The sequence below is a fragment of the Bacillus massiliglaciei genome (genome assembly GCF_900098925.1).
GTDB lineage: Bacteria > Bacillota > Bacilli > Bacillales > DSM-1321 > Peribacillus > Peribacillus massiliglaciei.
In genome coordinates this window covers 107,426-120,442 of sequence record NZ_LT622358.1, presented here as the reverse complement: position 1 = coordinate 120,442, position 13,017 = coordinate 107,426, and the positions used below count along the sequence as shown (strand labels likewise).

The window sequence follows — 13,017 nt, the reverse complement described above, 5'->3', positions numbered from 1 at the left end:
CTTATTTTTTGGGCATTACAGATACACGGTGGCTTGGAACATCCAAAGCTCTCGTGACAGCTTCCACAACCATTTTTTTAATTTGAATATTTTCGGCTCCCTTTGCCACTACAAGGACCCCGTTCACTTTAGGTTTCTGAGTTTCCGATATAATCGGCCCCTCTTTATCTCCATTTTTAATAATGACGAGCTGATCATCCACCGATGTATCTTCAACCGTCCTTTTTCCGCCTTCTTTGTCCGTTTCACCTGTTACCTGTTTTTGAGTGACCTTATTCCTCTCATAGACTTTCTTCTCGGAAGAATCCACAAATACGACGACCTTCACTTCCTCTACACCTGCAATCGTTTCAAGAGCTTCTTTCATTTCATTTTGCAAATATATTTCGTATTCCCTTGTTGTTTTAAAGTCACCTGATGACTTTTGCCCGAAGGTCTCCACATTCTCTTCATTCTTTTCCCCATCAGATTTAAACACCGTGCTGCTGGCGGTGCCAGCATCCTCTGTTCCAGATGGCTTCAGAAGATTTCCCGCCATCATAATGCCGATGCCGAGCAAGCCGATGATCAGGGCATACACATAAAGGGAAGGCTTCTTGTCTTGCTGGCCTCCCTCTTTATTCAAGAGTTTTTGAAGCCAGGATAATGGACCTTTTTCATTTTTCAATGCTAGTCACTCCTTTCCCCGGCAATTTCAATCATTCCCTTTTCGACAGACCATTGCGCGGCAAGGAACTTCTCCACCTGTTCAGAGTCTTGCAACGGCTTTGTTTGAGCTTCTGTTTCAGTTCCTATTTGGACTTCAGCAATCGTTTCGACGGCTTCTTCATCGTTCTTTGCTCCATCTGCTTGACTAGCCGGCTCAAGGGTGAGAGTGATTTTTTGAAGTTCTTCAGGGATTTTCGGCGCCTCATCATTTTTCACCTCAATCTGGATATCTCCAATTGCAACCTGATATTTTTCCATCAACTCCTCTTCCACCTGGGACTTCATTTGGACAGCCATTTGTTCTAAAATATATGCACCCTGGGCAGCTTGTATTTCTTTTTTCTTCGATTCTGTTAAATTCTCTAAATCTTTTTGTCCGCCGTCTTCGTTCATTCCGCTTGTCGCCATGGCCAGCATTTCATCAAAGTCCGTTTGGAAAAGCTTGAAGATCGGTGTGATGATAATAGCAATCAGCAGCAGCCCGACAACCATCTTTGTGTATTTCTGCATAGGGGAATTCGGCAGGAGCATATCAAGAATGGTCGCAAGCAATACAAAAATGATGATATTGGAAATCCAACTGGCTATAAAACTCAAACTTATTTCCTCCTCATCTGACCATAAGAGTGATATTCCCTGCTGCTATGATGACCGTGATGCTCAGAAAAAACATTAAGGATACTAGCGCCAGGGAGGCAAAGATATAAATCATGCTTTTTCCAATGATGTCCAGGCACTTTATAATCGGTCCGCCTCCAAGCGGCTGAAGCAGACTTGCAGACAGCTTATATATAAACGAAATCATCAGGATCTTGATGGCCGGAAAGGCAGTGATCAGAAGAAGGATGATGACCCCGGTCAGCCCTACAGTATTTTTCAGTAAAACAGATGCATTCATGACCGTATCTGTCGCATCCGTGAACATCCGGCCGATAACAGGGATAAAGTTCCCTGCCACGAACTTGGCCGTCCTGAGCGCTACCCCGTCTGCGACCGCAGAAGTTGTGCCCTGTACGGACACGACACCAAGAAAGACAGTCATAAATGCCCCCAAAATGCCGATAGCAAAGTTTCTGAGAAGCTGGGCCAGCTGGGTCATTTTATAATGCTCGGTCATCGTGCTGACAATGCTCAGAAGCGCCGAAAAGAACAGGAGCGGCAGAACAACAAACTGGATCAGCATCCCGCTCGTATTCATGAGGAAAAGCAGGACAGGATGGAAAAATGCCGCTGATACCATCCCTCCAGTAGCTGCTATCAGCGCCATTAACAGAGGGATCAGAGCCATCAGGAACGAAATCATAACATCGATGGTTTCTTTTGTATATTCGATGGCGACATGAAAGCTGTTAAGTCCCAGGATAATAAGAACCATATAAACGATTGAGTAGGCAATTTTACTGATGGTACTCTGTTCAAAAGCATTTTGCAGAGACTGAAGGAACATGCTGAGAATTGTCAGCAAGAGGAGGGAACCGAGCAGCCTGCCATTGACAAGAAATTCATGAAAGATAAACTTTCCGATTCCTTTGAACCACTCCTGGAACGAGAATTCCTTTTCACCGCTGATGAAGTCCACAAGACTTCCCTTCTGGCTTTCCGGCAAAAAACCGCCATATTCATCCACAATATCATCCCAAAACTGCTTCAGTTCCCCTAACCCAATCTGATCAACTTGAGCTTGTACCATGTCAGACTGCAGGTTTTCTTCGCTTGCCTGTCCTTCTTCCTCACTTCCAATATCCTCCGCGGCCAGAACTTCCTGCTGCATGATCATTACTAGGAATAACGGCAGAAATAAATAGTGCAACCATCGCTTCATACATTCACCCCATGACGGAAAATGGCTTGATTAACTGGGAAGCATCTGCAGGATTGTTTCGATAATAACAGTCAAGATTGGGATGGCCATCGCCAGAATCAACACCTTGCCGCTCAGCTCGATTTTCGAAGCCAGCGACCCCTGGCCGGCATCTTTTGTAATCTGGGAAGCAAACTCCGCAATATAGGCGATGCCGATGATCTTTAGGATTGTTTCTAAATACACCATATTCACATTTGCTTGAAGGGCGATTTTTTCAATCATCAAGATAATCTCATAAATTTTATCTGCCAAGAAAAGAAAAATGGCACAGCCGGTAAAAACTATGAGAAGAAACGCAAAGTTTGGCTTTTGTTCTTTAATGATCAGCGCCAGGAAAGTGGCAATCAGGGCAATGCCGACAATTTTTATGATTTCAATGGCGTATCCCCCCTACTGAAACAAAAAAACAGATTTGATTTTCTGAAACAGATCTTCCACAATCGAAGCAACCATAAATAAGATATAGATGAAACCGAAAAGGGTCACCCACTGGGCGTATTCTTTCTTTCCAACCTGATCTAAAATGGTATGCAGGAAGGCGACTACCAGTCCCACTCCCGCTATTTTGAAAATGATATCGACTTCAATGCCCATCATTCATTCCCCCCGCTTTGCTTATATCAACAGAAGACTCAGCAGCAGCCCGGATAAAAAGCCAAGGCTTTTCATCATTTTCTCGTATTTACTCTGCCGTTCTAGCGCATCTGCTTCTTCCCTCTCCAAATGGGCCATCGTCAGCTGAATTTGTTTCTGCTGATGATATTTATCACTTTTGCCAAGGGTTTCCCCAAACTGGGAAAGAATTTCAAACTCTCCCTCTTTTAAAGTGAGCCTGTCCCAGTTCATCCGCAGGCTTCCCTCCCAGGCCTCTTTAACAGTCGTGCCTCCTGATTCCAGCCCTGCGGCAAATAACTCAAAAAGATCAGACAGGGGAGAAATCAATTGTTTGGAAAGCTTCCGCGCAGCTTCCTTCAGCGGGGTATGCCCGTACATAATTTCCGCTTCAAGGGAATGGAGGGCTACTTTCAGCTGCCTGAGCTGACGGGGACGGAGGCTTAATTTTTTCGCTGATTCAAATCCCATCCAGGTTGTCACGGCAATGATCAAGGCAGCGCCAATCAATTTAAGCATGCCTGCCCTCCACAGCCTTTTCTTCTATTTTCCTGCCGGCACTGTCCAGAATAGCCCAATGCCTCTTTCCTTCACGGTCTCTCCGAAGCTCAATGATTCGGTTGAATATTGACTGGCTGAGCAATTCTGATATGACCGGCCTTTTGCAAATCTCTTCGTAAGTTCCTCCATGGGCGGTAATCATCAGCTTGATACCCGCATTCACTGCTTCCATGACTGCTGCTGAGTCTTCTTGGCGGCCTATTTCATCGACAATCAAAACGTCCGGTGACATAGAGCGGATCATCATCATCATTCCCTCCGCTTTCGGACAGCTGTCAAGCACGTCCACCCTCGGCCCAAAGTCTAACTGAGGGACCCCGTGAATGCAGCCTGCAATCTCCGAACGTTCATCAACAATCCCTACTTTCTCGGGCAGGATATCCCACTCTGCAGCGCCTGTTGAAACAACACGCGCCAAATCTCTCAAAATGGTGGTTTTTCCGGTTTGGGGGGCTCCAATGATCAGGGATTGAAGCCAGCCTTCTTCATATAAATAGGGAACAAGCGGTTCGGCAATCCCTACTTTTTGTCTGGCAATCCGGATATTATAAGAGGAAATATGCCGGACTGCTTTTACTCGGCCTTCTTCAAGAATGACCTTCCCAGCCAGTCCGACCCGATGGCCCCCGGATACTGTAATGTAGCCTCTTTTTAATTCCTCTTCCATCGTATATAGAGAGAACTGGCTGAGTTCATTTAAAAACATTTCACCGTCTTCCGGCCGAACCAGGTAAGGGATAAAAATCGGACGGCCCCCTTCAGCAATTAATTCAATCGGCCTTCCGATGCGTATTCTGACTTCCTCTACTTTCCTGAACAAATCCGGTGACATTCCCTTGAGCTGCAGCTGTATCGTTTTCGGCAATAGAGCTAGAATCGTTTCCAAGTAGACAACCCTCCTATATACACCGCGTTTCACTAATATGTATGCACTGCAGCTTTCAAACATGACATATTTTACTTTTTTGAAGTTCGATCCACTGCCAGTAGGCTGCTTACGGCGGGGAGTATTCAAAGTGCCCGTTTTTCAAATAGCCGATAAAAACGAAAAACAGCTCCAGGCAAAGGCCTGGAGCTGTCAGAATGTCTTTTCTTGATGAATTGCAGTTAAAATCCCTTGATCCGTTTCAAGTACTTGCTTTCCGGGGACGGACTTTAGCCGCCCATGGAAAGCATCCATCCACTGTGGAATCAACCTGCCTATTTACAACATCTATTTAAAAGAAAAAAGAGGGCAGATAAACTCGAAAATATTCGAGTTCTGCCCTCATTCCAGGCTAAGGCCTGAAGCGTTTTTTGAACCAGCTATTCAACTTAAGACTTCACAGGAGTTTCGGCCTGGTGAATAAGACGGTCAACTTCCTCTTTATAAGCAGATGCCTCTTTTTCTGACCAGCCAAATACATCCTGCATGTATTTTACGATTCCTTCTTTAAAGGACTTGGCTGTTTTGATGTCGAAAAGAATGGCGCCTGTTCTTCGCATTAAAACATCAAGCGGCGTTGCGGCCATTTCATACTGGACAGCATAAGCGGCTTTCCCATAAAGATCAAGCGGCAATCCGTATTTCTTAGCTTCGGCCTCTTTTCCTTTAACCAAATTAAATACCTTCTTGGCATTCGTACCGTACATCCTGGCAATGCCTTCTGCCTGTTCCCGGGTTAAGCCTGCAGATACACCTTCAGATGCCGTGCTCTGTACAAAGCTTTCGAATTGGCCGGAACCGCCAATATCACCGCCAGAAATCGGCAGATGTTTCGTTTGAACTTTATCAAACAAGATGCCTTCTTCCTCTTTAAATAGGCCGGCAACTTTGTCTACTACTTGTTCCGCCATTTTTCTGTAACCAGTCAGCTTTCCGCCGGCAATGGTGACTAACCCTGTGTTTGAAACCCAGATCTCGTCTTTTCGTGAGATTTCGGAAGGATCTTTGCCTTCTTCATGAATCAGCGGACGCACACCGGCCCAGCTTGATTCAATGTCATCTGCCGTAATGCCTGCCTCAGGGAACATATAATGAATGGCTTCCACAATATAATCACGGTCTGCTTCCGTCATCTTTGGATTGATTGGATCCTCTTCATAAAATGTATCGGTTGTTCCCACATAGGCTTTTCCTGCCCTAGGAATGGCAAAAATCATCCGGCCGTCAGGCGTATCAAAATAAACAGCCTGGGTCAACGGGAATTTAGATTGATCAATGACGACATGGACCCCTTTAGTCAGGTGAAGGGTTTTACCTTTTTTCGAATCATCCTTTTCACGCAGACTGTCAACCCACGGACCTGCTGCATTAATCACTTTTTTCGCTTTTATTTCATATTTCTCTTTTGTCAGGACATCTTCCACAACTGCTCCATTCACTTTTCCGTTCTCATAAGTGAAGTCGACTACTTTCGTATAATTCAGCAAATCCGCTCCCAGTTCGGAAGCCTTCTTCGCTACCTCAATGGTCAGCCGGGCATCGTCCGTGCGGTATTCTACATAATATCCGCCTCCAAGCAGGCCTTCTTTTTTGACAAGCGGCTCTTTTCGGCTTGTTTCTTCCCTCGTAAGAATAGAACGGCGCTCAGCCCGCTTTACTCCCGCAAGAAAATCATAGACTCTCAGCCCGATGGACGTCGTAAACTTTCCGAATGTACCTCCTTCATGGAAAGGAAGAAGCATCCATTCAGGTGTGGTAACATGGGGGCCGTTTTCATAGACAATCGCACGTTCCTTCCCTACTTCAGCCACCATGCCCACCTCAAATTGTTTCAAATAGCGCAGGCCGCCGTGTACCAGCTTAGTGGAACGGCTTGAAGTACCGGCAGCGAAATCTTGCATTTCCACTAAAGCCGTTTTCATACCCCTTGTTGTTGCATCCAAAGAAATGCCGGATCCTGTGATACCTCCGCCGATTACAAGCAAATCATACTCTTGCTTCTTCAATTTTTCTTTTATCTCAGTTCGTTTCAGATTAGTAAATGCCATTTATCCCACCCTCTCATCATATCTCTCTTTTACCCCAATATTCAGGCTTTAATACTTCTGAGCATAACAAAAGAGAGGCCACAACAGCATAGTTCCCCCTATACTGTCATGGCCTCTCCAAATCTCCGCCCGAATATTAACTTACCTTCATTATACTCCATCAAGAATTTATTTCAAGGGAAAAGCAATTATTTAAATACTTGCGCTGCTTTAACCGCTTTTTTCCAGCCCGTGTATAAATCTTCCCGTTCTGATTCTTCCATCGAAGGAGTAAATTCCTTATCCAAATTCCACTGCTTAGAAATCTCCTCTTGGTCCTTCCAATATCCTGTTGCCAGGCCAGCCAAATAAGCTGCACCCAATGCTGTTGTTTCATTGATAGTCGGACGTTCAACAGGCACATCCAGCAGGTCGCTCTGGAATTGCATGAGGAAATTGTTGCGTACCGCTCCTCCATCTACCCGAAGCCGTTTAAGTGCAATTCCGGAATCCTTCTCCATTACCGCTGCTACATCACGTGTTTGATACGCCAATGCTTCAAGCGTAGCCCGAACAAAATGCTCCTTCTTGGTTCCCCGAGTCAGCCCGAAGACAGCTCCTCTAACATCGCTGTCCCAGTATGGTGTTCCTAAGCCGACAAAAGCAGGAACAACATATACGCCGTCCGTAGAAGTTACACGCTTGGCATACTTTTCGCTTTCAGCAGAGCTTTTCACCATCCGCAAGCCGTCCCGCAGCCATTGGATGGCTGAACCGGCAACAAAGATACTTCCTTCCAGCGCATAATTGATCTTGCCGTCTGCGCCCCAGGCAATCGTCGTCAATAGACCATGTTCCGATTTAACCGGCTTCTCCCCAGTGTTCATTAACATAAAGCAGCCTGTGCCATATGTGTTCTTGCCCATGCCGCTTTCAAAGCAGGCCTGGCCAAATAGGGCAGCCTGCTGATCACCGGCAATACCGGCAATCGGAATATTTTGGCCGAAGAAATGATAGTCGATCGTCTCGGCGTAAACCTCGGATGACTGCTTAACTTCCGGAAGCATAGATTTCGGCACATCCAGAATTCCCAACAATTCGTCATCCCACTTCAAATCATAAATATTGAACATGAGCGTCCGGGAAGCATTCGAATAATCAGTTACATGCGCTTTCCCGCCCGAAAGCTTCCAGACTAGCCATGTATCGATTGTTCCGAATAATAAATCCCCCTTCTCCGCCTTCTCTCTTGCACCTTCTACATTGTCAAGGATCCATTTCACTTTTGTACCCGAGAAATAAGCATCTATAAGCAGTCCGGTTTTGGACTTAAACAAATCATTATAGCCTTCCGCATTCAATTGGTCACAAATCTCAGCTGTTTGCCTGGACTGCCAAACAATCGCATTATATATCGGCTTAGCCGTATTTTTATCCCAAACGACAGTTGTTTCGCGCTGGTTTGTGATTCCGATTCCAGAGATTTGTTCCGGTTTGATGCCTGATTCAGAAAGGCAGCTCGCAATAACAGAAAGGATGGATCCCCATATTTCGTTCGCATTATGCTCAACCCAGCCCGGTTTAGGGAAAATTTGCTGAAACTCTTTTTGGGCTACGTGGACAACTTCTCCCTTTTTATTAAATAAAATCGCCCTTGAACTTGTTGTTCCCTGATCTAATGAAAGAATATATTTTTCCATCTCTTTTCATCTCCTTTATCTCGTTCACTACCCATTATTTTAACCTATAATTCAATTCTGCAGAATTAGACCTCTTTTTATCAATAATTCCGGCTGTAATTAATGTCAGGCACAGAATGGCCAGCATTACCCAGAAAGAGACGCCGACTTTCCCTAAAAAGACAGCCTGGTAGAACACGGCCGCCGTTCCCCCGCCGACTAACGGACCAATGATCGGAATCGGCGCATACTTCCAATTCGATGATCCCTTACCCGGAATCGGAAGCAGAAAATGAGCAATCCTTGGACCCAGGTCACGGGCTGGATTAATCGCATAGCCAGTAGTACCGCCAAGGGACATTCCGATAACCACAATCAGCAAGCCGACTGCAAGAGGATTCAGCCCTTCTGTAAAATCATTTGCACCAATTGTGAGAAGACCGATAACCAAGACAAAAGTTCCGATAATTTCACTAAGAAGATTGCCCATTGTATGAGGGATTGCCGGTCCCGTTGCAAAGATGCCCAATTTAGCACCAGGGTCATCTGTTACTTTCCAATGCGGCAAATACTGAAGGAATACAAGACTTGCACCGAGGATGGCGCCAAGCAACTGCCCAAGGATATAAAGGGGGACATCGCTCCAGGCAAAATTCCCCGTCATTGCCATAGCCACTGAAACGGCTGGATTCAGATGCGCTCCGCTGTAATTGCCCACGGCATACACACCCATTGTTACGGCCAGCCCCCAGGCGATTGTAATCACAATCCAGCCGGAACCATTTGAAAAAGTTTTCTTCAATGTATTTCCTGCGCCTACACCGTTTCCTAAAAGAATGAGAATCATGGTTCCAACTACTTCGCCCCAAAATGCTGTCATGCTGTCTCCACCTTTCTGAATGTTTTCCCCAAGCAATACCTTCCTCGGCTATATGAAAAGCAACCGCTTTCAAATATAAGGAAAAATGTCTGTTTATGAGAGAAAAGTCATAAAAAACCTGCGGCTTTTCCCACACCGGAACAAAAAAGAGATTCACACCAAATACACCTGCCGCTGCAGGATATCCCTTGTGAATCTCCAGTTCTCGACACAATCTATTAACTTAGTTAAAACCAATATAGTATAAGATGAAAGCCCTGTCAATCATATTTCACCACAGTCAGAAATTCATAGTAAAATCCTTTACTCCCAAAGGCGGACGTCAGATGTTGTCACTCCAAGCGCTCCTGCCTGCAATGCTGCTTCTACATCTTGCTTCGTTCGAATGAATCCGCCAGCCATGATCGGAATGTCGGATGTCCCCGCAATTTCCTCAATAATTTGCGGCATGGCTCCAGGAAGCAATTCTATATAATCCGGACGGGTTTTAGCTACCAGCGCCAAGCTCTTCTCAAGGGCATGCGAATCAATCAGAAACAGCCTCTGAATGGCTTTCACACCTTTTTTCTTAGCAGTTATAATGACATTTGCTTTTGTCGATATTATTCCGTATGGCTTATACTCCTGGCAAATAAATTCAGTTCCAGCTTCATCACTTTTAACCCCATGAATGAGATCAAGGTGATAAATCATTTTTTTATTATGCTGCCGGGCCAGTGATTGGACAGATTTAAGCATGGAGATATGCAGTTCCAAAAACACCCCTAATTCATAGGGGCTTTTCAGGAATCTCTCAAACTCTTTCATGTTCCGTGATGCCGGGATGATTTTTTGCATGGCCTGCGACTCCCTCCCCTGAAGTGTTTAATTCTTTATTCGCAGCAAGTTCTTCGCTCCATTGCGCCATAGAACATGTCCTATTTCAAAAAAAGTCCGGGAACTGTGTCCCGGACCTGAATTTTTATGCGCGAGAAGTATATGTGCCCTCAGAAGTATTGATGATCAATTTATCTCCTTGGTTAATGAAGAATGGCACCTGTACAACAAGGCCAGTTTCCATTACGGCTGTTTTTGTGCCGCCTGAAGATGTATCTCCTTTAATGCCCGGTTCTGTCTCGGCAACTTCCAGTACAACTGTGTTTGGAAGCTCAACACCGATTGTTTCGCTTTGGAACGTCATGATATGAACATCCATGTTTTCTTTCAAGAATTTCAATTCCCGTTCAATCTGAGAAGCAGGAAGTTCGATTTGGTCATATGTCTCGGCATCCATAAACACATGGCTGTCTCCGCTCGCATATAAATATTGCATTTTGCGGTTTTCAATATGGGCTTTCGCCACTTTCTCTCCTGCACGGAATGTCTTTTCCTGAATCGCTCCAGTTCTTAGATTGCGCAGTTTAGAACGGACAAAAGCCGCCCCTTTACCTGGTTTAACGTGCTGGAAATCAATTACCTGCCAAATTCCATTATCTACTTCAATTGTTACGCCTGTACGAAAATCGTTTACAGAAATCATTTTTTGTCCTCCTACACTACTACTTACAGAATGATTAATTCTTTCGTTGACTTGGTTAGCGATTCATTACCTTCTGCCGTTATGATGATATCATCTTCTATCCGTACACCGCCGGTTCCCGGCAAATAAATCCCTGGTTCCACCGTCACCGCCATTCCAGGCTCCAGGATAATATCTGACCGTACTGATAAAGCGGGACCTTCATGCACTTCTAAGCCAATTCCGTGTCCTGTGGAATGGCCAAAATACTCACCATAGCCTTTTTCAGCAATTAAATTACGCGTAAGTGCGTCCGCTTCCCTGCCGGTCATGCCAGGCTTGATGCCTGCCATCCCCCTCAGCTGGGCTTCCAGAACGATATCATAAATAGCTGCCAGTTTTTCATCCGGACGGCCGACTGCTAATGTACGGGTTATATCGGATACATACCCATTAAAATAAGCACCATAATCCAGTGTGACGAAATCACCCTGTTCAATTACTTTATCCGTAGCTACTCCGTGCGGCAGAGCAGATCTCTTGCCTGAAGCGACTATAATATCGAAAGAAGAAGAAGCCGCTCCTTGTTTCCTCATGAAAAATTCCAGTTCATTGGATACTTCGAGTTCTGTCACGCCCGGACGGATATAATCGAGAATATGAGTGAATGCTGCATCGGCAATTGCTGCCGCTTCCTTTAATATCTTAATCTCTGACGCTGTCTTAATCAAGCGTAAATTCTCTATGACACCTGATATAGGAACCATCTCAGCTTTAACGGCGGATGAATACGCGCTGTAGGAGGAATATGTTACATGATCCTGTTCAAATCCCAGACGGGCAATCCCCATCGCTTCTGCCTGCCTGCCTACTTCTTCTATAATGGTCCCTTTATGCTGCACGATTTCAAAACCGGCTGCCTGCTTGCCTGCCTGTTCAACATAGCGAAAGTCGGTGATGAATTTTGCTTCGTTCCCAGAAACCAGAACAACACCCGCACTGCCGGTGAAATTCGTTAAAAAGCGCCGATTATATGTACTTGTAATCAAAAAACCATCGACCTGAACCTTTGCCATTGCCTCTCTTAAACGAGTTAATTTATCCATCATGCTCCCCCCTTGCCAAATTTATTGCCGCTTCTAGCGCCAGTTCATATCCAAATACGCCCAGACCGACAATCTGCCCCGCTGCCACAGCAGCCGTTACTGATTGATGACGGAAGCTCTCCCTGGCATGTATGTTTGAAATATGAACTTCAATGACCGGCACGTCTATACCGGCAATCGCATCCCTTATCGCATAGCTGTAATGGGTAAAAGCGCCTGGATTCAGTATTATCCCATCGATACTTTCATCTTCCGCCCAATGAAGTTTATCGATAAGGGCTCCTTCATGATTGGACTGGAAACAGCTCAGTTCCGCACCTTGCTCCGAAGCCTTCCGGCTGAGCGCCTCTTCTACATCCTTAAGCGTTGCAGAACCATAATGAGCCGGTTCCCTGCTTCCCAGACGGTTAAGATTCGGACCGTTGATTAGTAATATCCTTGTCATGCCAACACCCGCTTTTATAAAAGTAAACGATATGCTTTACAAGAATATTCTAACACACCTATAAATTGTCTTACTACTTTTTTCAGAGGACTCTATTTAGCGCTCAGATTCATGTAACCGTTCTTCCGGGCGATGGAATTCATGATAATCAAACGAAATAGAAAAACCTGTGAATACTCCATACAGTAAAAAAATGCATATGCTCGTGATGATTGAATTCTTGGACATTTCCTGAACAGCCGGAAGATCGGAGAACATCGGATTTAACGCATACATAACCAGCAGCCAGCAAATAATTCCGAAAAACAGGCCGCCAAACATACTTTTTATCCGCTTCATCAACAAGTAATAGAATAAAGCCAGCAAAACAGACAGAATTCCGCTCAGCAAGATAACGGCCGCCTTTCCCTGCCACCGGTCAATCCAGTTTAGGTCCGACCAGGATGTAAGAAGAAATAGGGGCGTGAATTCCATCAGGTTAAAGTATTTTGCCAGCAGTGCAGCTATGCAGGCAAGCGCTCCGCCTGTAAATCCGGTCACGGCGGAATGCAGCAAGACCCCTCCTGAAGAATGGGCTGATTTTGGATGATTTTGCATATCTTTGACACCTCCGGCTTTAGTATGCCCGTCCTAAATAGAAATATTTTCTTTTTCTTCATTTGGACAAACAGATATAGTAGAGGTTTTCTGTTTTTTTAGGTATCATGAATCT

The 13,017-nt window shown here is 45.2% G+C and carries 16 protein-coding genes; 1 reads left to right on the top strand and 15 read right to left on the bottom strand.

The features are described from left to right. Nucleotide 1 precedes the first annotated feature (1 nt). Genes spoIIIAG through spoIIIAA form a run of 7 tightly spaced genes read right to left on the bottom strand, consistent with a single transcriptional unit; the run spans nt 2 to nt 4,631 of the window. Nucleotides 2–667 (bottom strand): stage III sporulation protein AG, encoded by a 666-nt coding sequence (gene spoIIIAG, locus BQ4305_RS08970; RefSeq protein WP_110927477.1) that lies wholly within the window; start codon nt 665–667, stop codon nt 2–4. Between the two features lie 2 nt (nt 668–669). Then, a complete protein-coding gene (gene spoIIIAF / locus BQ4305_RS08965) occupies nt 670–1,305 on the bottom strand; it encodes a stage III sporulation protein AF (RefSeq protein ID WP_110927476.1) in 636 nt (211 codons plus the stop codon). A gap of 13 nt (nt 1,306–1,318) precedes the next feature. Next, nucleotides 1,319–2,530 (bottom strand): stage III sporulation protein AE, encoded by a 1,212-nt coding sequence (spoIIIAE, locus tag BQ4305_RS08960; protein WP_110927475.1) that lies wholly within the window; start codon nt 2,528–2,530, stop codon nt 1,319–1,321. Between the two features lie 30 nt (nt 2,531–2,560). Then, on the bottom strand, nt 2,561–2,950 hold the full coding sequence (spoIIIAD, locus tag BQ4305_RS08955) for a stage III sporulation protein AD (protein ID WP_110927474.1): 390 nt from the start codon (nt 2,948–2,950) through the stop codon (nt 2,561–2,563). Nucleotides 2,951–2,962: 12 nt separating this feature from the next. Continuing rightward, on the bottom strand, nt 2,963–3,166 hold the full coding sequence (gene spoIIIAC, locus BQ4305_RS08950; RefSeq protein WP_110927473.1) for a stage III sporulation protein AC: 204 nt from the start codon (nt 3,164–3,166) through the stop codon (nt 2,963–2,965). Between the two features lie 21 nt (nt 3,167–3,187). Then, nucleotides 3,188–3,703 carry a stage III sporulation protein SpoIIIAB gene (spoIIIAB, locus tag BQ4305_RS08945; protein WP_110927472.1) on the bottom strand — a complete coding sequence of 172 codons (516 nt, stop codon included), beginning with the start codon at nt 3,701–3,703 and terminating at the stop codon, nt 3,188–3,190. After that, nucleotides 3,696–4,631 (bottom strand): stage III sporulation protein AA, encoded by a 936-nt coding sequence (gene spoIIIAA, locus BQ4305_RS08940; RefSeq protein WP_110927471.1) that lies wholly within the window; start codon nt 4,629–4,631, stop codon nt 3,696–3,698. The genes spoIIIAB and spoIIIAA overlap by 8 nt, the downstream gene beginning before the upstream one ends. Nucleotides 4,632–4,828: 197 nt before the next feature. Between spoIIIAA and BQ4305_RS21405 the strand changes: the two genes are divergently transcribed. After that, nucleotides 4,829–4,966: a hypothetical protein gene (locus BQ4305_RS21405; protein WP_199880633.1), complete on the top strand. Its 138-nt coding sequence runs from the start codon at nt 4,829–4,831 to the stop codon at nt 4,964–4,966. 93 nt (nt 4,967–5,059) lie between these two features. On the opposite strand, the gene BQ4305_RS08935 is transcribed toward BQ4305_RS21405, so the two are convergent. The 8 genes from BQ4305_RS08935 to BQ4305_RS08900 all read right to left on the bottom strand — a co-directional run bounded on the left by BQ4305_RS08935 (nt 5,060) and on the right by BQ4305_RS08900 (nt 12,902). Next, entirely contained in the window at nt 5,060–6,718 is a 1,659-nt protein-coding gene (locus BQ4305_RS08935; protein WP_110927470.1) for a glycerol-3-phosphate dehydrogenase/oxidase, read from the bottom strand. Between the two features lie 188 nt (nt 6,719–6,906). Continuing rightward, nucleotides 6,907–8,397: a glycerol kinase GlpK gene (glpK, locus tag BQ4305_RS08930; RefSeq protein WP_110927469.1), complete on the bottom strand. Its 1,491-nt coding sequence runs from the start codon at nt 8,395–8,397 to the stop codon at nt 6,907–6,909. A 34-nt stretch (nt 8,398–8,431) separates the two neighbouring features. Beyond that, complete coding sequence (locus BQ4305_RS08925; protein ID WP_110927468.1) at nt 8,432–9,256, bottom strand: MIP/aquaporin family protein; 825 nt, start codon at nt 9,254–9,256, stop codon at nt 8,432–8,434. 303 nt (nt 9,257–9,559) lie between these two features. Further along, entirely contained in the window at nt 9,560–10,093 is a 534-nt protein-coding gene (locus BQ4305_RS08920) for a glycerol-3-phosphate responsive antiterminator (RefSeq protein ID WP_110927467.1), read from the bottom strand. Nucleotides 10,094–10,217: 124 nt separating this feature from the next. Next, nucleotides 10,218–10,775, bottom strand: a complete 558-nt coding sequence (efp, locus tag BQ4305_RS08915) for an elongation factor P (protein WP_110927466.1) — start codon at nt 10,773–10,775, stop codon at nt 10,218–10,220. Between the two features lie 23 nt (nt 10,776–10,798). After that, nucleotides 10,799–11,860 carry a M24 family metallopeptidase gene (locus BQ4305_RS08910; RefSeq protein WP_110927465.1) on the bottom strand — a complete coding sequence of 354 codons (1,062 nt, stop codon included), beginning with the start codon at nt 11,858–11,860 and terminating at the stop codon, nt 10,799–10,801. Further along, the gene (gene aroQ, locus BQ4305_RS08905; protein WP_110927464.1) at nt 11,853–12,305 is read right to left on the bottom strand and encodes a type II 3-dehydroquinate dehydratase; all 453 of its coding nucleotides are present in this window, start codon (nt 12,303–12,305) and stop codon (nt 11,853–11,855) included. Before aroQ ends, BQ4305_RS08910 begins: the two co-directional genes overlap by 8 nt. 96 nt (nt 12,306–12,401) lie before the next feature. Beyond that, nucleotides 12,402–12,902: a YqhR family membrane protein gene (locus BQ4305_RS08900; RefSeq protein ID WP_110927463.1), complete on the bottom strand. Its 501-nt coding sequence runs from the start codon at nt 12,900–12,902 to the stop codon at nt 12,402–12,404. Nucleotides 12,903–13,017 lie beyond the last annotated feature (115 nt).

Coding starts and splice junctions, on each gene's coding strand:
- spoIIIAE (WP_110927475.1), bottom strand. CDS start 2,530: ATGAAGCGATGGTTGCACTATTTATTTCTGCCGTTATTCCTAGTAATG.
- spoIIIAC (WP_110927473.1), bottom strand. CDS start 3,166: ATGGGCATTGAAGTCGATATCATTTTCAAAATAGCGGGAGTGGGACTG.
- spoIIIAB (WP_110927472.1), bottom strand. CDS start 3,703: ATGCTTAAATTGATTGGCGCTGCCTTGATCATTGCCGTGACAACCTGG.
- BQ4305_RS21405 (WP_199880633.1), top strand. CDS start 4,829: ATGTCTTTTCTTGATGAATTGCAGTTAAAATCCCTTGATCCGTTTCAA.
- BQ4305_RS08935 (WP_110927470.1), bottom strand. CDS start 6,718: ATGGCATTTACTAATCTGAAACGAACTGAGATAAAAGAAAAATTGAAG.
- glpK (WP_110927469.1), bottom strand. CDS start 8,397: ATGGAAAAATATATTCTTTCATTAGATCAGGGAACAACAAGTTCAAGG.
- BQ4305_RS08925 (WP_110927468.1), bottom strand. CDS start 9,256: ATGACAGCATTTTGGGGCGAAGTAGTTGGAACCATGATTCTCATTCTT.
- BQ4305_RS08920 (WP_110927467.1), bottom strand. CDS start 10,093: ATGCAAAAAATCATCCCGGCATCACGGAACATGAAAGAGTTTGAGAGA.
- efp (WP_110927466.1), bottom strand. CDS start 10,775: ATGATTTCTGTAAACGATTTTCGTACAGGCGTAACAATTGAAGTAGAT.
- BQ4305_RS08910 (WP_110927465.1), bottom strand. CDS start 11,860: ATGGATAAATTAACTCGTTTAAGAGAGGCAATGGCAAAGGTTCAGGTC.
- aroQ (WP_110927464.1), bottom strand. CDS start 12,305: ATGACAAGGATATTACTAATCAACGGTCCGAATCTTAACCGTCTGGGA.
- BQ4305_RS08900 (WP_110927463.1), bottom strand. CDS start 12,902: ATGCAAAATCATCCAAAATCAGCCCATTCTTCAGGAGGGGTCTTGCTG.